General features: G+C 72.7%; 18 protein-coding genes. 3 read left to right on the top strand and 15 right to left on the bottom strand.

Annotated features, from left to right (window positions below; translation table 11 throughout):
* Positions 1-323: 323 nt before the first annotated feature.
* The 9 genes from IEZ11_RS45105 to IEZ11_RS45065 form a co-directional block, all read right to left on the bottom strand.
* On the bottom strand, positions 324-2,438 hold the full coding sequence (locus IEZ11_RS45105) for a bifunctional serine/threonine-protein kinase/ABC transporter substrate-binding protein (RefSeq protein ID WP_189268881.1): 2,115 nt from the start codon (positions 2,436-2,438) through the stop codon (positions 324-326).
* Positions 2,439-2,443: 5 nt separating this feature from the next.
* Positions 2,444-4,636, bottom strand: a complete 2,193-nt coding sequence (locus tag IEZ11_RS45100; RefSeq protein WP_189268880.1) for a bifunctional serine/threonine-protein kinase/ABC transporter substrate-binding protein — start codon at positions 4,634-4,636, stop codon at positions 2,444-2,446.
* Positions 4,629-5,519 carry a hypothetical protein gene (locus IEZ11_RS45095; protein WP_189268879.1) on the bottom strand — a complete coding sequence of 297 codons (891 nt, stop codon included), beginning with the start codon at positions 5,517-5,519 and terminating at the stop codon, positions 4,629-4,631. The genes IEZ11_RS45100 and IEZ11_RS45095 overlap by 8 nt, the downstream gene beginning before the upstream one ends.
* A 126-nt stretch (positions 5,520-5,645) precedes the next feature.
* Positions 5,646-6,086: an OsmC family protein gene (locus tag IEZ11_RS45090; RefSeq protein ID WP_189268878.1), complete on the bottom strand. Its 441-nt coding sequence runs from the start codon at positions 6,084-6,086 to the stop codon at positions 5,646-5,648.
* Positions 6,087-6,113: 27 nt separating this feature from the next.
* Complete coding sequence (locus IEZ11_RS45085; RefSeq protein WP_189268877.1) at positions 6,114-6,848, bottom strand: hypothetical protein; 735 nt, start codon at positions 6,846-6,848, stop codon at positions 6,114-6,116.
* A 149-nt stretch (positions 6,849-6,997) separates the two neighbouring features.
* Positions 6,998-9,367, bottom strand: coding sequence for a bifunctional salicylyl-CoA 5-hydroxylase/oxidoreductase (locus tag IEZ11_RS45080; RefSeq protein WP_189268876.1), 2,370 nt, complete (start codon positions 9,365-9,367; stop codon positions 6,998-7,000).
* Positions 9,364-11,004 carry an AMP-binding protein gene (locus tag IEZ11_RS45075; protein ID WP_189268875.1) on the bottom strand — a complete coding sequence of 547 codons (1,641 nt, stop codon included), beginning with the start codon at positions 11,002-11,004 and terminating at the stop codon, positions 9,364-9,366. The genes IEZ11_RS45080 and IEZ11_RS45075 overlap by 4 nt, the downstream gene beginning before the upstream one ends.
* A 117-nt stretch (positions 11,005-11,121) precedes the next feature.
* Entirely contained in the window at positions 11,122-12,057 is a 936-nt protein-coding gene (locus tag IEZ11_RS45070; protein WP_189268874.1) for an acyl-CoA thioesterase, read from the bottom strand.
* On the bottom strand, positions 12,054-12,536 hold the full coding sequence (locus IEZ11_RS45065; protein ID WP_189268873.1) for a cupin domain-containing protein: 483 nt from the start codon (positions 12,534-12,536) through the stop codon (positions 12,054-12,056). Before IEZ11_RS45065 ends, IEZ11_RS45070 begins: the two co-directional genes overlap by 4 nt.
* Positions 12,537-12,676: 140 nt before the next feature.
* Between IEZ11_RS45065 and IEZ11_RS45060 the strand changes: the two genes are divergently transcribed.
* The 3 genes from IEZ11_RS45060 to IEZ11_RS45050 all read left to right on the top strand — a co-directional run bounded on the left by IEZ11_RS45060 (position 12,677) and on the right by IEZ11_RS45050 (position 14,480).
* Positions 12,677-13,096 (top strand): RidA family protein, encoded by a 420-nt coding sequence (locus tag IEZ11_RS45060; protein WP_189268872.1) that lies wholly within the window; start codon positions 12,677-12,679, stop codon positions 13,094-13,096.
* Between the two features lie 82 nt (positions 13,097-13,178).
* Positions 13,179-13,457, top strand: a complete 279-nt coding sequence (locus IEZ11_RS45055; RefSeq protein WP_189268871.1) for a Smr/MutS family protein — start codon at positions 13,179-13,181, stop codon at positions 13,455-13,457.
* 45 nt (positions 13,458-13,502) lie between these two features.
* Positions 13,503-14,480, top strand: coding sequence for a hypothetical protein (locus tag IEZ11_RS45050; RefSeq protein WP_189268870.1), 978 nt, complete (start codon positions 13,503-13,505; stop codon positions 14,478-14,480).
* A gap of 29 nt (positions 14,481-14,509) precedes the next feature.
* On the opposite strand, the gene IEZ11_RS45045 is transcribed toward IEZ11_RS45050, so the two are convergent.
* The 6 genes from IEZ11_RS45045 to IEZ11_RS45020 form a co-directional block, all read right to left on the bottom strand.
* Complete coding sequence (locus IEZ11_RS45045; protein ID WP_189268869.1) at positions 14,510-15,289, bottom strand: polysaccharide deacetylase family protein; 780 nt, start codon at positions 15,287-15,289, stop codon at positions 14,510-14,512.
* Between the two features lie 38 nt (positions 15,290-15,327).
* On the bottom strand, positions 15,328-16,431 hold the full coding sequence (locus tag IEZ11_RS45040; protein ID WP_189268868.1) for an acyltransferase family protein: 1,104 nt from the start codon (positions 16,429-16,431) through the stop codon (positions 15,328-15,330).
* A gap of 62 nt (positions 16,432-16,493) precedes the next feature.
* On the bottom strand, positions 16,494-17,084 hold the full coding sequence (locus tag IEZ11_RS45035; protein ID WP_189268867.1) for a class I SAM-dependent methyltransferase: 591 nt from the start codon (positions 17,082-17,084) through the stop codon (positions 16,494-16,496).
* A 119-nt stretch (positions 17,085-17,203) separates the two neighbouring features.
* The gene (locus tag IEZ11_RS45030) at positions 17,204-18,160 is read right to left on the bottom strand and encodes an ABC-2 membrane transporter-related protein (RefSeq protein ID WP_189268866.1); all 957 of its coding nucleotides are present in this window, start codon (positions 18,158-18,160) and stop codon (positions 17,204-17,206) included.
* Positions 18,157-19,071 carry an ATP-binding cassette domain-containing protein gene (locus IEZ11_RS45025; protein WP_189268865.1) on the bottom strand — a complete coding sequence of 305 codons (915 nt, stop codon included), beginning with the start codon at positions 19,069-19,071 and terminating at the stop codon, positions 18,157-18,159. Before IEZ11_RS45025 ends, IEZ11_RS45030 begins: the two co-directional genes overlap by 4 nt.
* On the bottom strand, positions 19,068-19,511 hold the full coding sequence (locus IEZ11_RS45020) for a GntR family transcriptional regulator (protein ID WP_189268864.1): 444 nt from the start codon (positions 19,509-19,511) through the stop codon (positions 19,068-19,070). The genes IEZ11_RS45025 and IEZ11_RS45020 overlap by 4 nt, the downstream gene beginning before the upstream one ends.
* Positions 19,512-19,661 lie beyond the last annotated feature (150 nt).

Below are 19,661 nucleotides of genomic sequence, written 5' to 3'. Positions count from 1 at the left end.
ACCGGTGGCGAGGCCGGGGGACCGGATGGCCGCGGGCATCGGCGGTGCGGAGAGACGCTCCTCCGGTACGTCGAAGCGGACGGCAGCCGTCCGTGCGGGCCCTGGAGCAGGGCGGTGCGCGGCAGCCGGACTCGGTCGAAACGGGTGACACCGTGGTCCACCGGGCTGCCGGTACGGTCCGGCAGCATCCTCACCGTGACTCCCGGCAGGGTGCCGTGGTGGTCGCCCAGCGGGGTGAGGAGCAGGAACACGCCCTGGTCCACGTCATCGACGAGCGTCCGGGCGGCGGCGACCGCGGTCTTCGGCGCCCCCACCGGGCCGTCCTACGACGTCGTCTTCTTCCCGATGTCGTCGTGCCGGGCCACGAACCGGGCCCGGCCGTCCTCGACGCGGTAGAGGAACCAGCCCCCGTCCTGGTCGGTCTCCAGGTACTGGGTCTGGCTCTCGTAGCTGAACCGGCGGGTGATGCCCTGCCAGGGTCTGCGCAGCAACTCCGCGCGCAGTGACTCGCGTTCGTCGCCGCCGGGCGCGGCGAGGCCGTGGGCGGCGTAGTCGACGGCGTCGTACGCCTCGGCCGCCCACGCAGGCGCGGCCGTGCGGTAGCGGGTGCGGTAGGCGGCGGCGAACGTCCGGGTCCTCGGGTCGGCGGCCGGGTCGCAGTACCCCGTGCTGATCCACCAGCCCGCGCCCGCCGTCAGGAACGGCGTGCCGAGGATGTGTTCGTCGCCGCCGCGAAAGCCGCGGTGCCCGCCGGCGGTCAGGGCCTCGGCGCAGGCGGCGGCGCGGGCCGGGATACCGCCCGCGAAGAGGACGGCCGTGTCCGGATGGGCGGCCAGGCCGTGGGCCACGCCGGAGAAGCCGGCCCCCTCGGCGACCTCGGTCACCTCGACGGTGCCCACCTCCAGCTTTCCGTACACGGTGACGATCCGGACGGCCGGCTCGCCCTCGTCGGCGTCCGTGAGGTCGTGCACGACGACGGTCCGGGCCGGTCGTGCCACCCGGTTGAGGTACTTCACGACGGAGCCGGGGCCCGCGGTGCGGGTGGAGCGCAGGATCAGGCAGCTGGTGGCGTTCGTGACGTCGAGTGCGTCGGTGTCCGCGCGGACGATCAGCAGGCACACCCCGGCCTCGGTGCACACCGGCACGGCGGCCGGCACGGCCGTGTTGGTGCCGGCGCCGATCACCGCGTAGACCTCGCGGGAGGCGACGAGCCGGGCGGCCGCGGCGGCGGAACCGGCCGCGGTGCCCCGGTCGTCGGCCGTGCGCAGAGCGAGGTCGAAGGTCCGGTCGGAGCGGGCGTTGTGCTCGTCGACCGCCAGCCGGGCCCCGCGTACCTGGGCCTGGACGACGGCGGTGGACAGGTCGCCGAGCAGCGCGATCGTACGGGTCGGCAGCGGGCCCTTGCCGGACCCCGGAGTCCCGGACCGCGCCCAGCGCCACCAGGCGGTGCCGCCGCCCACCGCGCCGACGCCGGCCGCCGCCGAGGCGGTCAGCAGCCACCGCCGGGACGGGCCGGGCGGGGTGTCGGTGAAGGGCTCGGCGGAGAGGGCGGTGGGTTCCGGCACCGGCAGGTCGAGGACCCGTGCGGCCCGGTCCGCGACCAGCGCGGGCAGACCCGCCGGCAGCCAGGACTCGGCGGTGAACTCGCCGAAAAGGGAACGCAGCCGGGGAACCGTGGGCCGGTCGGCGGGCTCTTTGGCCAGGCAGGCGCGGAGCGTCGGGGCGAGGTCCGCGGGCAGGCCGGTCAGATCCGGTTCCTCGCGGACCGTCCGGTACAGGACCGCGGCCGCGCCCCCGGTGCCGAACGGCGGCCGTCCGGTGGCCGTATGGGCGAGGACGCACCCCAGGGAGAAGACGTCGCTGGGCGGTCCCACGGTCCTGCCGCGGGCCTGCTCCGGTGAGAGATAGCCGGGGGAGCCGATGACCGAGCCGTCCGTGGTGAGCGCCGTGGCGCCCACGGCGCGGGCGATGCCGAAGTCGATCAGGCGGGGTCCGTCCGCGGCGAGCAGGACGTTCGCCGGTTTCACGTCCCGGTGGACGAGACCGGCCCGGTGCACGTCGTCCAGGGCCGCGGCGAGGGCGGCGCCCAGGCTCCGGACCTGCGCGGGCGGCCAGGGGCCGGACAGCGCGAGCGCCTCGGACAGCGGCAGGCCGGGCACATAGGCGGTGGCCAGCCAGGGCGCGCGGGCGTCCGCGTCGGCCGTGAGCACGGGTACCGTCCAGCGGCTGGTGAGCCGGGCCGCCAGCTCCGTCTCCCGGCGGAACCGGGCCCGGAAGCCGGGGTCCCCGGCGTACTCCTCGCGGATCACCTTCAGCGCGACCCAGGCGCCGTGCGGCGTCCGTGCCAGGTACACCACGCCCATGCCGCCGGCCCCGAGCCGGCCCACCAGCCGGTGCCCGCCGACGGACGAGGGGTCCACGGACTGGAGCCGCTCCAACTCCGCTACCCCTTCGTCTGCCCGGCCAGGATCGGCCCGACCTGCCGGAACCGCCCGTCGTGCACCTGGTGGACGAAGGTCTCGCCGCCCATGGTCCGCGCGTCGGCGTTGAACTGGTTGTACTGGTTGAAGGTGTAGGTGCGCGCGATGCCCTGATAGGTGGCCTTGTGGAGGCGCAGGGCGAGCGCGAGCCGGTCGGGGCGGCCGCCGCCGGACGGCACGGTCCGGGTGAACTCCCGCAGCACCATCCGGACGCTGTCGTACGCCTCGGCGCCGTTCGGGTCCGGGATCCCGCCGTACCGCTTCCGCCAGGCCGCCGTGAACTGCTCGGCGGCCTTGGTCCTCAGGACGCTCGCGTCGACGGCGGGCGTCACCACGAACCAGCCCTCGCCCGCCGCGCCCGCGAGCTTCGGGAAGTCGGAGCCGTACAGGAGATGGGACATCCAGCGGGGTCCGGTGAAGCCGGCCGCGGACAGCTGCCGGGCCGCCCGGACCGTCGCCTCCTGCGGACCCAGGTACGCGAAGTCGCGGACCCCGCGGGAGAGGACGGCGGCCACGGCGGCCGGGGCGTCGTCGGTGTCCTCGGCGACGACCTTCGGGACCACCTGGGAGTGCAGCGCCCCCCGCCACTGGGTGACCAGGACACTGCCCTGGTCGAGCTCGACGGTGCCCCCGGAACGGTCGATGACGATGCCCAGCGGGGCGGTCAGGCCGTGCACCAGCGCGTGCAGGGCGATCGCGGTGCCCGCCGCCTGCTGGCCCACGCCGGTCTGGAAGGTGACGGTCGGCGACCAGACGTAGTAGTCGTTCTGCCCGGTGGTGCTGGTGACATGGGTGAGCTTGGCCGACGCGTAGACGCGCGAGGCCGCCCGCAGCGTCAGCTCGGTGACCGGGCCGAGCACCGCCACGACGGCACTGTCCGCGGCCAGTTCATGGGCGGCCGCGGTGGCGCCGCCGACGGTGCCGTGGTCGTCCACGACGCGTACGCCCAGGTCGAAGGTGCGGCCCGCGGTCGCGTTGTGCTGGGCGACGGCCAGCCGCGCGGCCCGTTCACAGGCCCGTGCCAGCGGCGCCGCCGCCCCGCTCCTCGTCACCTGCACACCGAGCAGGTACGACGGCCGGGCCGCCGTGCTCCTCCCCGAACCGTCGTCGCGCCCCGCCGCCCAGAGCGCCGCCCCGGTACCGCCGCCCGCCAGCAGCAGCGCGCCCCCGGCCAGCAGCAGGCGCCGCCGGGAGGGGCGGGCCGGCTGCCCGGTGCCGGGGTCGTCGACCACCGTGGGCTCGATGTCCGGCAGGGCGAGGCTCTCCGCCGACCGCACCGCCACCATGCGGGCGACCGGGTCCGGCAGCCAGGCCGACGGCGACTCCGGCGCGCCGGCGGGCGGCCGTAACGGGAAGTCCTCGGCGAGCCGCAGCCGCAGGTCCCCGGCGCCCGGCCGCTCGGCGGGGTCCTTGGCGAGGCAGGCGTCCAGCGTCTCGCGGAGTGCGCCGGTGACCCCGTCGAGGTCGGGCTCGTCGTGCACCGTGCGGTAGAGCAGGGCGTCCGTGGCGCCGGTGCCGAACGGCGGGCGGCCGGTGCTCGCGTACGCCAGCACACAGCCCAGCGCGAAGACGTCGCTCGCCGCGGTGGCCGCCTCGCCGCGCGCCTGCTCGGGGGCGAGGAAGCCCGGGGTGCCGACCACCATGCCGGAGGTGGTCAGGGCGGTGTCGTCGGCAGCCCGCGCGATGCCGAAGTCGATCAGCCGCGGGCCGTTGACCGCGAGCAGCACATTGCCCGGCTTCACGTCCCGGTGGACGAGTCCCGCCGCGTGCACGCCGGCCAGCGCCTCGCCGAGCAGCGAGCCCAGCACCCGTACGGCGGACGGCGGCAGCGGTCCGTGCGCGGTGACCGCCTCCGCGAGCGCGGGACCCGCCACGAACCCGGTCGCCAGCCACGGCTCGCGGGCCGTGGCGTCCGCACCGAGCACCGGTACCACCCAGGGACTGTCGACCCGGGCCGCCAGCTCCGCCTCCCGCGCGAACCGGGCCCGGAAGCCGTCGTCGGCGGCGCCCTCGGCCCGGATCACCTTCACCGCGGCCAGCGCACCGGTCTCGGACCGGCCGAGGTAGACCACGCCCATGCCACCGGCGCCCAGCCGCCGCAGCAGCCGGAAGCCCCCGACCGCCGACGGGTCGGACGGCCGCAGCGCCTCACTCATCGCCCGCCCCCTTCACCTCGGTGGACGGCGAGGCGGACGGCACGGTGGAGGGCGCCGCGGACGGAGTGGCGGACGGAGTGGCGGACGAGGTGGCGGAGGCCCGGTCGCGGCCGTAGCGGTCCACGTTCGCCGTCACATAGCCGACGCCCGCCAGCGCGTCCTGGGTGAGGGTCGACTGCTCCTGCTCGCTCTCACCGGCGGCGTGCCGCACGGTCGCGGCCACGGTCACCGGGCCGAGCCGGTGCTTGTACCAGTCGAAGCGGCGCGGCTTCGCGTCACCGGCGACGACGTACTGGCCGAACTCGGTGAGGTCGTCGTCGGTGGTGGCGTTGCGCAGTTCGCCGAACGGGTCGCCGCGCGAGGTCATGTCCTGCACGGTGTCGGTCGCGTTGAGCCGCTCCTGCGGACAGCGCAGCGGCTCCTCCAGCGAGGACGCCATGTCCCGGCGCGCCTGGCGTGTCGAGGTGTGCACGGTGACGGTGAGGGACACGTACACCGCGCCGCTGCCGCCACTGCCCGGCCGGACGAACGACCTGGTCAGACTGGCCAGCACGGTGGACGGCAGCGCCTGCCGGCGCCACAGGCAGTCCGCGCCGAGCACCGCCCAGCTGGTCGGGCCCAGTTCGTAGGGGTCCCGTCTGCGGTACCCGGTGCCGAAGTAGTCGGGCTGCACGGTGAGCCCGCGCAGGAACGCCACCGCCTCGGCCCGCGTCTTCGGCGCGACGGCCTCGGCCAGCGTGTACGGCCGGCTCGACGCGGACGGGGAGGCACTCGCGCTTGCCGTGCCCTTCGGTGTGGCCCTGTCGTTGCCGTGCCCACTGTGCGTACAGCCCGCGAGCAGCAGTGCCACCGCCGCCGCGGACAGGACCGGTCTCCGTCCCATCCCGCTCACCCCCAGCAGACCGCAGTGCGGCCCTCCCCTGCGGGCCGCACCTCGAACGCTAGCGCCATCCGGTGTCAACTGGACTCACTGGAAGGAGAGTTGGATCGAACGGTAACCCCTTGGCCATCAGCCGGTGACAGTTCCGGCCTCGACCGACACGGCGACCGGTGTCCCGGCCTCGATCGTGCGGCTGACCGTGCACAGCCGGTCGTGGGAGACGGCGACCGCCCGGGGCAGGATGGTGCGGGCCCGGTCGCCGCCCGTGCCCTGCGGGAAGGCGACGGAGAAGGCCACCGTGAGGTCCGTCAGCCGGTTGCCGCCCTCGTCGTTCACCTTGTTGCCGCTGACGGTGACGGTGAAGGCGACCGGCTCCGCGTGGCGGCCGGTGGCGACGTCGACATCGGCCGCCGTACAGCCTCCGATCGCGGCGAGCAGCAGTTCGACCGGGGTGAAGGCCGTGCCGTCGCCGGTACCGAAGTCGATCGTGCCGCCACGGGCGTTCGTGGCGGTGAAACGGCCGGTGCCGGTGCGCTCGACGGTGACGAGGCGCGGGGAGTCTTCGCTCATGGCGACGAACCTAGGACACCCCCGCCGTCAGTGCAGGATGTTGACGGCTCGTGCCACCACCAGGACCACCGTCACCAGGGAGACCGAGGACTGCACCGTCATCAGCATCTTCGCCCAGTGCGACAGCGGCATCACGTCGGTCGGGCTGAAGGCGGTGGAGTTGGTGAAGGACAGGTACAGGTAGTCGAGGAAGCCCGGCTCCCAGTCCTGCGGAGCGGTCTCCGGGCTCTGCATCTGCACGAAGAGGAAGTCCGCGAACTGGTGCCGGCCCAGGGCCCGCGCCATCGGTCCGCCCCGGTCCCACTCCCAGTACCAGAGGGCGAACACGATGACGTTCGTCAGCCAGATGCCACCGCCGGTCAGCAGCAGCGGCCCGGCGTCCGTACCCTCGGTGCCGTTCACCAGCCCCGCCACCAGCCGGACCGCCGACCAGCCGTTGGCCAGGCTGATCACCCCCATCAGCACCAGTCCCAGCACCCGCAGCCACCGGGTGCGGGGCTCGACCCGCCGGGGGTTGCCGGCGATCAGGCCGGCCAGCAGCACCACCTCCAGGACCGGCAGGGCCCAGTACGGCTGGAAGGCGAGCCGGTGCGGCAGCATCAGCTGGAGGGCGATCGCCACCAGGATCACGGCGGTCACCGCCCACCGCGACTCGCCCTGCGTCGCCCTGCGCCAGGCGGGCACCACATCGCGCTCGCCGCTCTCCAGCAGCCCTTCGATCCGGGTCAGTCGCTTCTCGGCATCGGACATTCGGTCGGTCATGGCCACGATTGTCCCGAGCCCGCGCGCCGATCCGCAGACCGGCTCTCCCGAACCCGCCCGGGGCGCCGGCCGCACCGGTGTCACGGCGGATCCCGCGGCCTCGGTGCCGAGCCGGTCCACCCGGGTGCGCCCCCCGCCGGACGGGCGGCTCAGGCCGTCGTCCGGCCGGGTGTCCACCGCAGGTGAACGGTGTCCTGCGGGGTCTCGCGCAGCAGCGCCAGGCGCGGCCGGACCGCGTCCGTCCGCGACGTCGGCGGCTTGCGGCGCCCGGCCGCGAACTGAGCCGGCCACGCGGCACCGGACCCCCGGTACTCCTGCTCGGCGGCCGCCTGGAGGGTCCACTGCGGGTTGTAGAGGTGGGTACGGCCCAGCGCGCACAGGTCGGCACGCCCGGCCAGCAGGATCGAGTTGACGTCGTCGTACGACGAGATCGCACCGACCGCGATCACGGCCACCCCCGCCGGGGCGGCGACCTCGTGGCGGATCCGGTCGGCGAACGGCGTCTGGTAGGAGCGTCCGAACGCGGGCTTCTCGTCCTTGGTGACCTGGCCGGAGGAGACGTCGACGGCCGCCGCCCCGTGTGCGACGAAGGCCCGTGCGATCTCCACCGCGTCGTGCTCGGTGTTGCCGTCGGGGACCCAGTCGGTCGCCGAGATCCGGACCGTGACCGGGCGGTCGGCCGGGAAGGCGGCGCGGACCGCGTCGAAGACCTCCAGGGGGAGGCGCAGCCGGTTCGCCAGGTCGCCGCCGTACTCGTCCGTGCGGTGGTTGGCGACCGGGGAGAGGAAGGAGGAGAGCAGATAGCCGTGGGCCGCGTGCACTTCGAGCAGGTCGAAGCCCGCCTCGGCGGCCCTGCGCGCCGCTGCCGCGAAGTCGGCGACGACCGCGTCCATGTCCTGCCGGGTCATCTCCCGCGGCACCTGGCAGCCGGCGCCGTAGGGGACCGCGGACGGGCCGACGACCTCCCAGTTGTCCTCGGCGAGCGGCTCGTCGATGCCCTCCCACATCAGCCTGGTCGAGCCCTTGCGGCCGGCGTGGCCGAGCTGGAGGCCGATCCGTGCCGTGCTGCGGTCGTGGACGAAAGCGGTGACCTGGGCCCACGCGTCGCGCTGGACGTCGTTCCACAGGCCGGTGCAGCCCGGGGTGATCCGGGCCTCGGGCGAGACGCAGACCATCTCGGTCATGACGAGACCCGCCCCGCCGAGCGCCTTGGAGCCCAGGTGGACCAGGTGGAAATCGCCCGGCAGGCCGTCCACCGCCGAGTACATGTCCATCGGGGAGACCACGATCCGGTTCCTCAGCTCCAGGCCGCCGACCGAGAGCGGCTGGAACATCGCCGGGGCCGGCTCCGGCAGCCCCTGTGCGTCGGCGAAGCCGCGCTCCACCAGTTCGGCGAAGCCGGGATCGCGGGACCGCAGGTTGTCGAAGGTGATCCGGCGGGAGCGGGTCAGCAGGTTGAAGCAGAACTGCGCGGGGTCCTGACCGGCGTACATGCCGATGTTCTCGAACCACTCCAGGGAGGCCTGGGCGGCCCGCTGGGTGGACTCCACCACGGGCCGGCGCTCGGTCTCGTACGCCGTCAACGCCTCGTCCACACGGGGGTGTTCGTGCAGACAGGCGGCGAGCGCCAGGGCGTCCTCCATCGCCAGCTTGGTACCGGAGCCGATCGAGAAGTGCGCGGTGTGGGCGGCGTCGCCGAGCAGCACCACGTTGTGGTGGTGCCAGCGCCGGTTGCGGACGGTGGTGAAGTTCAGCCACTTGGAGTTGTTGGTGAGGAGCGCGTGACCGTCCAGTTCCGCGGCGAAGATCTCGCGGACGCGCGCGACCGACCGCTCGTCCGAGACACCGGGCGGGAACTCCTCGCCCTCGCTCGCGTCGAAACCGGCCCGGCGCCACACGTCCTCCGCCATCTCGACGATGAAGGTCGAGCCGCCGTCGGAGTACGGGTACCCGTGGATCTGCATGGTCCCGAACTCCGTCTGCCTGACGAAGAACTGGAAGGCCTCGAAGACCCGGTCGGTCCCCAGCCACATGTACCTGTTCGTCCGCCGGTCCAGCGTCGGGCCGAACGCGTCGGCGTACTTGGTCCGTACGGCCGAGTTGAGTCCGTCCGCGGCGATGACGAGGTCGTGGGTCTGGCGCAGCTCGTCCACGTCGGGGGCGGCGGTCCGGTAGCGCACCGTGACGCCGAGCTGCGCGGCCCGTTCCTGGAGGATGTGCAGCAGGTCCTTGCGGGACATCGCCGCGAAGCCCTGGCCGCCGACCGTGAACGGATGCCCGTCGAACTCGATGTCGATGTCGGTCCACCGGGCGAACCGGCTCTCCATCGCCTCGTGGACGACGGTGTCGGCGTTCTCGATGCCGCCGAGGGTCTCGTCGGAGAAGACCACCCCGAAGCCGAAGGTGTCGTCCGGTGCGTTGCGCTCCCAGACGGTGATCTCGTGGGCGGGGTCCAACTGCTTGGTCAGCGCGGCGAAGTAGAGCCCGCCCGGCCCGCCGCCCACGATCGCGATCCTCATGCCGGGCTCTCCTTCTCGATCAGGCGGCGCAGCAGGTAGTGCTGGAGCTTCCCGCTGGTGTTGCGGGGCAGGGCGTCGGTGAAGCGCACCGCGCGCGGGTACTTGTACGGCGCCAGCTGGGACTTGACGTGGTCCTGGATGTCCTTGGCCTTGGCGTCGTCACCGGTGACCCCCTCGCGCAGCACGACGAACGCGCAGACGACCGAGCCGCGTTCGGGGTCGGGCTTGGCGACCACCGCGCACTCGACGACGTCCGGGTGGGTGTCGATCGCGGCCTCGACCTCGGGGCCGCCGATGTTGTAGCCGGCGGAGACGATCATGTTGTCGGTACGGGTGCGGTAGTAGAAGTAGCCGTCCTCGTCGCGGACATAGGTGTCACCCGTGACGTTCCAGCCGTTCACCACGTAGTCCTCCTGGCGCCGGTCGTCGAGGTAGCGGCAGCCGACCGGGCCGATCACGGCCAGCCGCCCCTCGACACCGGGGCCGACCTCCTCGCCGTCGGGGCCGAGCACGGTGGCGCGGTAGCCGGGGACCGGCCGTCCGGTCGCCCCGGGGCGGATGTCGTCACCCGCGGCGGAGATGAAGATGTGGATCATCTCGGTGGCCCCTATGCCGTCGATGACCTTGATCCCGGTGTCCGTGTACAGCCGTCCCCACACCTCGTCGGCTATGTGCTCCCCGGCGCTGACCGCGGTGCGCAGACCGCGCAGCCGGCCGGCCTTGCCCGCCCTGAGGATCTGCTTGTACGCCGTCGGCGCGGTGGCGAGGACGGTGACCCCGGCCCCGGCGACGAGGTCGGCCAGCGGCTCCGGTGCCACGGCCTCGGTCAGCAGCGCGCAGGCGCCGGCCCGCAGGGCGCAGACGACGAGGATGCCGAGGCCGAAGGTGAAGGCGAACGGCGCGGTGCAGGCGACCAGGTCGTCCGGGCGCAGCCGCAGGACGTGCCGGCCGAAGGTGTTGTCGATGGACAGGATGTCGCGGTGGAAGTGCGTGGTGATCTTCGGTATGCCGGTGCTGCCGGACGTGGGCCCGAACAGGGCCACGTCGTCGGCCGCCGTGGCCACCGCGGTGAACTCCGCCGGTTTCGCCGCCGCCCTGCGGGTCAGGTCGTCGGGTGCGTCCCCGCCGTACGCCACGATCGTGAGGTCCGGCGCGGTGGTGTCGCGGACGGCCATGACGTCCTCGGTGAACCGGTGGTCGACCAGGGCGACGGCCGGCCGGGTCTTCGCCACGATCGGGGTGAGCTCACGGGCGCGCAGCGCCGCCATGGTCGTCACGACGATGCCGCCGGCCTTCAGCACGCCGAGCCAGGCAGCGACGGTCCAGGGGGTGTTGGGGGAGCGCAGCAGCACCCGGTTGCCGGGGGTCAGGCCGAGGTCGTCGGTGAGCACATGGGCGATCTGGTCGGCGCGGCACCGCAGTTCGCCGTAGGTCCACACCTCGCCCTGCGGGGTGCGCAGGGCGGGGCGGTCGGGGCCGAGGGCGGCGGTGGGCGCGTCGATGATCCCGGCGGCGGCGTTGAGGCGTTCGGGGTACTGGAGGTCGTCCGTGGTGAACTCGATCACCGGCCACAGCCGGTGCGGCGGGAGGTGGTCGCGCGCGAAGGTGTCCGGGTAGGCGGACGGCGACAGGGCCATGGGAATTCCTTTCCGCGGGGGGCTGCCGGGGGTCCCGTGCACCGGGTGCGGGCCGTGCAGAGGGCACGAGTTCAGGAGTTCAGGAGCCAGGAGGTCAGGAGTTCAGGAGCCAGGAGTTCAGGAGGTGGAGCGGATCAGGCCTTCCTGCACGACGGTGGCCAGGTGGACCCCGTCGGCGGTGAAGAACCTGCCGGTGGCGAGACCGCGGCCGGACTCGGCGGCGACGGCCTCCTGCGCGTACAGGAGCCAGCCGTCCACCGGACCGGGCCGGTGGAACCACATCGCGTGGTCGAGGCTGGCGGTGACCAGCCCCGGATCGGCCCAGGCGAGGCCGAGCACCCGCAGGACGGGTTCGAGGATCGTGTAGTCGCAGACGTAGGCGAGCGCGGCGAGGTCGCGCTGTGCGTCGGTCAGCCCGTCGACGGCCCTGAGCCGGTCGAACGGCCTTACCCAGAGCGCCTGTTGGGGAACGCGCTCGCCCTCGACGGTGAGGTAGACGGGCCCGGGAACGTGCCGCATGTCGAAGCTGCGGCCGCCGCTCCAGTACTCCTGCGACACGTCGGTCATCGTGCCCCGGGGAACCGCCGGACCGGTGCCGGAGAGGTACGACGCCGAGTTGGGCAGCGTGTCGGGGGCCGGCACCCCGGCGGGCGGAGGCGTCGCGTAGAGGGCCGAACCCGGCTCGCCCGCCGCGAAGTTGGCCAGGCAGACGTAGACGGGCCTGCCGTTCTGGAAGCCGCGGACCTGCCGGGTGGCGTAGCCGCGGCCGTCGCGCAGCAGCTCCACCTCGTAACGGACCTCGGCGCCGATGTCGACCGGCCGCAGGAAGTAGGAGTGCATCGAGTGCAGTGTCTTGTCCTCGACCGACCGCATGGCGGCGGCGGCCGCCTGGGCGACCATGTCGCCGCCGTACGCCTTGGGCCACGGGCAGGGCTGGGTGGTCGCGGTGAAGGCGAGGTCGAAGTGCTCGGGCGGGGCGGGCTTCAGGGTGAGGGCCGCGGTGACGATCGCGGAGGTCGGGGTGTTCGGCGTGTCGTTCGGCGCGTCGTTCATCGGCTCAGCCAGTCACGCAGTTCGGTGTCCTCGACGTCGGGCAGGTTGACGACGATGTTCTCCGGTGTCCGGGCGGTCATCCACGTCAGCGGCCTGGACCGGGAGAGGTTGCACTCGATGTGCGGCATGAACGGCGGGACGAAGACCCAGTCGCCCTCCGCCATGTCGACGTAGTCCTCGAACTTCACGCCGAAGTAGATCCGGGCCCGGCCCGACAGGACGTAGCCGCCGGTCTCGGCCTCGCCGTGGTGGTGGGTCACCGAGCGGTAGCCGGGCTCGTTGCTCACCTTGCCGAACCAGAGCCTGGTGGCCGGGGTGTGCTGGACGGAGACACCGGAGATCCGGGTCGCGCCGGCCGACTGGCCGGTGCCGCCGGCTTCGCGGCCGGCGCGGGTCACGACCGGGACGACCAGGCCCGACGCGTCGGCGTACACCGAGTTGTCGCCTTCCAGGACGTACTTGGAGAAATCGGGTTCCATGCTCAGCTCCTGGTGTCGGTGAGGCGGAAGCGACTGCGGAGGGGCGGGGCGGCGATATAGCGAGATTTTCACGACCGTCGAATAACGTCAATAGATGGGTTACGCTGCCTGCGACCACCCAGTGCCAGGAGGAACCCGCCATGACTCCGATCCCGGTGAACCCGCCCTCGCTGCCCACGCCGAGCGGCTACTCGCACGGCACCCTGAGCGGCAACACGCTCCATCTGGGCGGGCAGACGGCGCTCGACGAGCACCTGCGGATCGTCCCCGGCGGCATCGTCGAGCAGTTCCGGCAGGCCTTCGGCAACGTGCTCACGACGCTGCGCGCCGCCGGCGGGATCCCCGAGGACCTGGTGAGCATCACGCTCTTCCTCACCGACATCCCCGACTACCAGGCGCACGGCAAGGAGATCGGCAAGGTCTGGCGCGAACTGGCCGGCCCGGTCTACCCGGCGATGGCCGGCATCGGCACGACCGCCCTCTGGCAGCCCGAGGCGATGATCGAGATCCTCGGCGTCGCCGTGATCCCGGACGAGCGGCTGGTCCGCCCGCAGGGCTGAGGCGACCCGCCCTCGGGGCGTCCGGCAGGGTGCCGCATGGCACACTCGGACCGGGACGCCACAGGCGGTGGGAGGCAGCGCCTTGCTGACATTGGACTTGCACCCGATCTTCCGGAACAACCGCGACATCGAACTCTCGCTGCGGCAGATCGTCTTCCAGGCGAAACGCACGGGGGAGCCCGTCGTGCAGATCATCCACGGAAAGGGCACCGGACAGCTCAAGGGGCGCGTCCTCGCGTTCCTCGGCCAGAGACACATCAGGAAGCTGTACGACCGCGTGGAGATCGACACGGCCAACACCGGCCGGATCCTGGTCCACTTCGCGCCGCCGGGCCGGAGGACGCCCGGACCGGTCGCCTGAAAAGCGTTCGTCGCCCGTCGCCCGGCGGCACTAGCCTCGCCGGTCATGGGAGCACGAGCGCAGTACGTGGTGGTCGAGGACGGCGCCTGGCAGCGGTACTACTCGCACTGGGCCGCCAACCGGGTGGTCGACGATCTGCTGCCCGGTCCGGCCGCGGCGACACGCTGTTTCCGTGCCAACCGGGAGATCGACGAATGGCTCGACGACGTGTGGTGCGAGGGCGCCGCCCTGGTCGACCACGACCGCCGGGTCCTGCTCTGGTTCGCCGACGCGGGCAGCTGGGCCGACCACCTCGCCGCCCGCGCCGTACTGGCCCGGACCTGGCCCGGCTGGGACGTCCGCTTCGCACACGACGGCATGGGCGATCTCACCCAACACCTGGGCCTCGGCAGGGACCTGACCCGTGCCCCCGGCTGGTTCGAGACCTTCGAACCCGCCGGGTTCGCGGACACCGAGTACACCGAGCCCAGCTCCGTCGTCTCGCTGCGCCTGCCCGACGGGAGCGTCCGCGCATGGGGCAGCGACTGGGAGCCCATCGAACACCTCGCCGCCGGACCCGGCCTGATCGGCCATCTCGCCGCGTCGCCGGCCACTCCCGTGCTCACCGACATGCCGTACGGCGGCGTGCATGTCGACCCGCGGACCCGCACCGTCTCGTTCTGGGCGGTGCGGACCGCGGCCGGCATCCACGACTGGCCGTTGCCGCGCTGGGAGGACTGGGCCCTGGACTTCCGCGGTGACGACCACACCCGGCAGGCCGGGCTGCTCCCCGCGGACTTCCCCTTCCCCCGGCCGCCGCTCGCGGCCGCGCTGCGCAGGCTCGGCGACGGCCTCGGCACCCCGCCGCCCGACAGCGGTGCGGTCCTCGCCCGTGCCGCGGCTCTGTCCGGTCCGCAGGGCACCACCCCCGTGGTGACCCCCGCCGCGCTGGTGCCGCACGAGCCGGCCGATCCCACCCCGGCCGAACTGGCCGTGCTGCGTAGGGCACTTGATGCGCTGCTCGCGGGGGCGGAGACCGACTGACCACCGCCTCGTGGGCCCGGTGACCCGGCTCAGGGCCGGTAGACCATCCCGGGCTGGGGCTGGGCGGGGGCGAGCAGCTGCGACACGGTGACGATGGTGTAGCCGCGCTGCTTGAGCGCCTTGAGAATGCCGGGCACGGCGGGCACGGTCCCCTTGTGCAGGTCGTGCAGGAGGATGATGCCGTCGCGGTGGGTCTGGTCGAGCACCCGCTCGGTGATCAGGGTCGAGTCGGTCGTCTCGTAGTCCTTGGCGGTGACGCTCCACAGCACCTGCGCCAGCCCCAACTCCCGGCAGATCTTCTCCACTTTGCGGTTGGTGCGGCCCTCCGGCGGACGCATCAGAACGGGCCTGGTGCCGGTGATCCTCTCGATGGCGTCCTGGGTCCGGGTCAGTTCCTGACGGGCGTCCTTCTCGTCGAGGTCGGTCAACCTCCGGTGGTTCCAGGTGTGGTTGCCGATCTCGTGCCCCTCGTCCGCGATACGGCGCAGGATGTCCGGGTACTTCGAGATGTGCCCCTTGCCCTGCACGAAGAACGTGGCGTGCAGACCCTGCTGTTCGAGGATGTCCAGCAGCCTGGGGGTCGTCGGGCTGGGGCCGCCGTCGAAGCTGAGCGCCACGCACTTCGCCTTGCGGCAGTCGACGCCTCCGGTGACCGATCCCGATGCCTTCGCCCGGGCGGCGCGCGGCGAGGTGTGATCGTAGGTCGTGACCGTCAGGGCCAGAGTGACGGCGACGGCCAGGACGACGGCCGCCGCCGTGGCGACGGCGATGAGTATGCGTGACCGTCTGGTACGTGCGCGAAAGCGCATGGGAGTCCTTTCATCGGCGGCGTTCCGGGGTTCCGGGATTACCGCGCGCGGGTGGGGGCGGGGTGCGCCGCGAGGTCCCGCGGCCGCATGCCGAGCCTCATGTCGAGCGTCAGGCGATGCCTCAGACGGGGGCCGAGCCGGCGCTCCACCAGGGTGTGCACCAGCAGGGACAGCCCCAGCATGCAGCTGACGGACAGTACCGTCGAGGGCACCGGCCCGAGCCTCGGGAACACCTGGACCAAGCCTTTGGCCAGGGGGATTCCGAGGCTCTGATGGACGAGGTAGAAGGGGTAGGTGAGCGCCCCCGCGGTGACCGGCCAACGCCATCGCAGTCCGGCGAGCGGACCGATTCCGGCGAGGGCCAGCAGCCCCAGGCAGACGGTGAGTACGACCGCGCAGACGACCCAGGAGGGACGGCTCTCGCCCGGAGGGACGGCGCTGTGGTCGGCCACCCGCAGTTCGAGCACGGTGAGTTGGTAGCACCAGGCGAAACCGAGCAACAGCCAGAGCAGAAGGCTCTGTCCGAACCTCCGCATGAGGTGGAGCACGATCCCGGCGACGAACAGGCCGGTGTACCGCGGCAGTACGAATTCGTCGACCACCGGTGAGTGGATCTCAAGGGCGACGACAGCGGCAGCCAGCCAGACTCCGCAGAAGGCCACCACCCGTCGGTAGGAGAGGCCGAGGACGAGCAGCGCGGCCATCAGCAGGTAGAAGCGTGCCTCCACCCAGAGGGTCCAGCTGACTCCGTCGACCGGATCGAGCCCCAGCGGCCCCGGGGCCATCGTCAGGTTGCCCAGGACGGTGCGGGGGTCGATGTGCGTCGCGGCGGGCCGATGACCCAGCCGCGAGGCCAGGACCAGCAGGACGACCAGGAGCACGGCGCACCAGTAGGCGGGGAAGAGCCGTGCGATCCGGGAGACGGTGAACTGCGCGGGAGTCCGTCCCCAGCAGCTCATGCAGATCACGAATCCGCTGATGAGGAAGAAGAACTCGACGCCGAGCCAGCCGTAGCGGCTGATCTCGTGCAGGAACGGGGCGGAATCCCGGAGCTCGGTCCTGCCCCAGAAGTGCGGGGTGGGCGTGCCCAGGAAGTGGTACGCGGCCACCATCGCCGCGGCCACCGCGCGAAGCCCGTCCATCGCGCTCAGGCGGGCCCGGCCGTGGTGAGTTTCGGAGGACGGCACGTCGTACCGGGGCCGGGTCAGCGGACGGCGGGAAGGGGCGAGCGGCTCACACGTATCCCGGACCGGCCGTGCGGGCGCTTCTCCCGGTCGTCCATGAACCGCGCGTGCAGGCCGTTTTGCTGCGCCAGGGCCACCAGGGTCTCGGTGCGGTAGGGGAAGTCCTCGCGCAGCACCTGGTGTTCGGCACCTTCGGCGCGGTCGAAGGTGAAGTCGAAGAACCCGGTCTCGGTCAGCATCCGGCCGACGTGACCGAGCCACTGGTCGATGACCTCCAGCGGCGAGTGGGAGAAGACGCTGTGCGCGTGGACGACGTCGAAGTGGTCGTCGGGCAGGAAGTCCAGGGTGAGGTCGCCGGAGACCGTCAGGTGCGGCAGCCTGTCCCCGAGGCGGCGCTCGACGCCCCGCAGGTTGCCGCAGCCGATGTCGGGCATCCGGTGCTCATGGGTCCGGCTGCCGACCGCGGCCTCCGGGTTGCGGCGGGTGTCCGAGGCCATCACGGCCCGGTGGCAGCCGACGTGGTCGGGGTGGCGCAGGGCGTAACCGCTCCTGTGGGTGAGGGTGGCGCGATTGTGGCGCAGCTTCTTCGGTGACCTGGCGTCGACGGGCATGGCGAAGCGACCTCCGTGCAGAGAAAAAGGGAACCCGGGTGAGGGGTGAGGGGTGAGCGGTGAGGAACGCGGGACGAGGGGTGAAGGAGACGGCGACGGCGACGGCGACGGCGACGGCGTCAGACGCGGCGGCGCAGGAGCAGCACGGTGACGACCGTGAGCAGGACGGCGAGGCCGCCGAGGACCGCGGTGTCGGTCCACTGGAAGGCCCAGTAGTCACCGGCCGGGTTGGCCTCGTAGAAGCGCGCGACGTACCCGTGTGCCGTCATGCACTCCTTGAGCTGGGTGCCGGACGGGTAGGGGCAGTTGAACACCGAGTCGTGCCGGCCGGAGGCCGTGATCAGGCCGTAGTCGCCGGTCGACCACTTCTCGCCCATCGGCGCCTTGGGGGTGTCGCCGGCGCTGACATAGGTGTGCGGCGGGACCAGGAGCCGGGACCAGTGGGTCCACTCCAGCAGGAGTGTCGTCATCCCGGTCGCCAGCAGGGTCAGGCCCATCGCTGCCAGGACCCGGCGGGTCAGCAGGCCGAGAAGGGTGCCGGCCGCGAGGCCGAACAGGGCGGCCGCGACGACGCGGGGACCTGAGCCGCTCAGGGCCGTGTCGTCGTACCAGAACAGTCCGTAGCTGCGGTCGGCGGCCGGTCGCCACCACCATGCGAACACTCCCGCGAGCAGGCCGGCGAGAACGGCCGTGGTCGCCGCGGCCAGGGCGAACCGGGAGGCGAACCACTGCCCGCGGCTCGGGCCCTGGGCGAGGACCAGGCGGTGGGTCCCCAGCTCCCGGTCGCGGCCCAGCAACGGGGCGCCCCAGAAGACGCCGATGACGACAGGCAGGGCGATGTTCAGCGCCCCGAGGTACTTCAGCGGCTCCACGTCCAGCAGCAGGGGCAGGCCGCTGTCGGACCGGGTGCAGTACAGCGGTCCGGTGGCGCAGTGGTCGAACAGCCCGCTGCGCAGGGCGTCGAGCATGCCCGAGCGGGAGTACGCGGCGATCGCCGCGGCGAGGACCAGGGTGGCCGCACCGATGCCGGCCGCCACGCGTTGCTGGCGCCAGGCGAGCCAGAGGGAGCCTCTCATGCCGCGGCCTCCGTCCGCTCGCGCGCGTCCCGGCGCCCCGGCTCTTCCTCGGTCCGGAGATAGCCGATCAGGATGTCCTCCAGCCTGGGCCTTGCCACGTGCCAGTCGCCGCGCAGTGGTCCCCGCCGCCGGACCAGCGCGGTCAGCTGTCTGCCGGCGGTACGGCCCTGTACGACGGTGTGCTGTGCGGCCAGGTCGTCGGCCCGGTCGGCGGGTCCGGTCAGTACGGCGTGGCTCTCGCGCAGTGTCTCGGCGTCCTCGCTCAGCTCCGCGTGGCCGTCGCGCAGCACCAGTACCCAGTCGCAGGTCTCCTCCAGCTCGGGCAGGACGTGCGAGGACAGCACGATGCTCGTGCCGCGTTCGGCGGCCTCGGCCATGAGCTCGGCCATGATCTCGCCTCGCGCCACCGGATCGAGATCGGCCAACGGCTCGTCGAGCAGCAGGAGTTCGGGCCGCTTGCCCAGGGCCAGGGCGAGCGCGACGCGGGTGCGTCGCCCGGGGGACAGTTCACCGACGCGGGCGTGCAGCGGGATGCCGCCCTCGTGGACGATCCGCTCGGCGGCCGTCCGGTCCCACGAGGAGTTCAGCTTCTCGCCCATCAACAGGGTGTCCGCCACGGTGAATCGGGGGTAGAGCGGCTTGTCCTGGGTGAGCAGGGCGACCCGGGCACGGGCCTCGGCGGTGCCGGGCGCCAGGCCCAGCACGCCCAGTTCGCCGGAGCCGGCTCGCAGCAGGCCGCCGGCCAGGTGCAGCAGGGTGCTCTTGCCGGCGCCGTTGCGTCCGACGAGGGCGGCGATACGACCGACGGGCACGGTGAACTCGCAGTCCCGCAGGGCCCAGCCGCCCCGCCTTCGGTACCGGAACCCGAGTCCCGTGGCGCGCAGCGCGGCCGGCGCGTCAGGACCGGTCATGCGTCCTCCTTCTTCCGTCCCCGGTCACCCGGGGCGGGGCTGTCGTGTTCGTTGTCGTGTTCGTTGTCGTGGGCGTCCAGGGCGGCTGTGACCAGCGCGAGGACATCGGCCCGTTCGAGGCCTTCGGCCCGCGCGCGGGCCACCCAGTCGGTGACCTCCCGGCGCAGCGGGGAGTCGTCCTGCGCGCCGGGCCGGGCGAGTGACCGCGTCACGAAGGTTCCGAGACCGCGGCGCAGTTCGACCAGACCGGCCTGCTCCATGTCGCGGTAGGCCCGCAGCACGGTGTTGGGGTTGATGGCGGTCGCCGCCACCACCTCCTTGGCCGTGGGCAGCTTGTCCCCGACCTTGAGGAAGCCCATCCGGAGCGCTCGTTCGGTCTGCTCGACGATCTGCACGTAGGCCGGTACGCCGCTGCCGCGGTCGATCCGGTAGTCGATCACGTCGCCTTCCTCGGTTCCACCATGCTTGTACTAATGAATTAATGGAAGCATGGTGGATGTCCGGCGGCACTGTCAAACGCCTGTGAGCGCGCGGACGTGACCGGGCCGACTCCGGCGTCGCCGGGCGGGTCACGGCAGCGGAGCCGACGG

The organism is Streptomyces fuscichromogenes (genome assembly GCF_014645815.1).
Lineage (GTDB): Bacteria > Actinomycetota > Actinomycetes > Streptomycetales > Streptomycetaceae > Streptomyces > Streptomyces fuscichromogenes.
This window is presented reverse-complemented; position numbering and strand designations above follow the sequence as displayed.

What these genes read in the sequence shown, in the direction of transcription:
- IEZ11_RS45100 (WP_189268880.1), bottom strand. Translation starts at nt 4,636, where the DNA reads ATGAGTGAGGCGCTGCGGCCGTCCGACCCGTCGGCGGTCGGGGGCTTC.
- IEZ11_RS45095 (WP_189268879.1), bottom strand. Translation starts at nt 5,519, where the DNA reads ATGGGACGGAGACCGGTCCTGTCCGCGGCGGCGGTGGCACTGCTGCTC.
- IEZ11_RS45090 (WP_189268878.1), bottom strand. Translation starts at nt 6,086, where the DNA reads ATGAGCGAAGACTCCCCGCGCCTCGTCACCGTCGAGCGCACCGGCACC.
- IEZ11_RS45085 (WP_189268877.1), bottom strand. Translation starts at nt 6,848, where the DNA reads ATGACCGACCGAATGTCCGATGCCGAGAAGCGACTGACCCGGATCGAA.
- IEZ11_RS45080 (WP_189268876.1), bottom strand. Translation starts at nt 9,367, where the DNA reads ATGAGGATCGCGATCGTGGGCGGCGGGCCGGGCGGGCTCTACTTCGCC.
- IEZ11_RS45075 (WP_189268875.1), bottom strand. Translation starts at nt 11,004, where the DNA reads ATGGCCCTGTCGCCGTCCGCCTACCCGGACACCTTCGCGCGCGACCAC.
- IEZ11_RS45070 (WP_189268874.1), bottom strand. Translation starts at nt 12,057, where the DNA reads ATGAACGACGCGCCGAACGACACGCCGAACACCCCGACCTCCGCGATC.
- IEZ11_RS45065 (WP_189268873.1), bottom strand. Translation starts at nt 12,536, where the DNA reads ATGGAACCCGATTTCTCCAAGTACGTCCTGGAAGGCGACAACTCGGTG.
- IEZ11_RS45060 (WP_189268872.1), top strand. Translation starts at nt 12,677, where the DNA reads ATGACTCCGATCCCGGTGAACCCGCCCTCGCTGCCCACGCCGAGCGGC.
- IEZ11_RS45050 (WP_189268870.1), top strand. Translation starts at nt 13,503, where the DNA reads ATGGGAGCACGAGCGCAGTACGTGGTGGTCGAGGACGGCGCCTGGCAG.
- IEZ11_RS45045 (WP_189268869.1), bottom strand. Translation starts at nt 15,289, where the DNA reads ATGCGCTTTCGCGCACGTACCAGACGGTCACGCATACTCATCGCCGTC.
- IEZ11_RS45040 (WP_189268868.1), bottom strand. Translation starts at nt 16,431, where the DNA reads ATGGACGGGCTTCGCGCGGTGGCCGCGGCGATGGTGGCCGCGTACCAC.
- IEZ11_RS45035 (WP_189268867.1), bottom strand. Translation starts at nt 17,084, where the DNA reads ATGCCCGTCGACGCCAGGTCACCGAAGAAGCTGCGCCACAATCGCGCC.
- IEZ11_RS45030 (WP_189268866.1), bottom strand. Translation starts at nt 18,160, where the DNA reads ATGAGAGGCTCCCTCTGGCTCGCCTGGCGCCAGCAACGCGTGGCGGCC.
- IEZ11_RS45025 (WP_189268865.1), bottom strand. Translation starts at nt 19,071, where the DNA reads ATGACCGGTCCTGACGCGCCGGCCGCGCTGCGCGCCACGGGACTCGGG.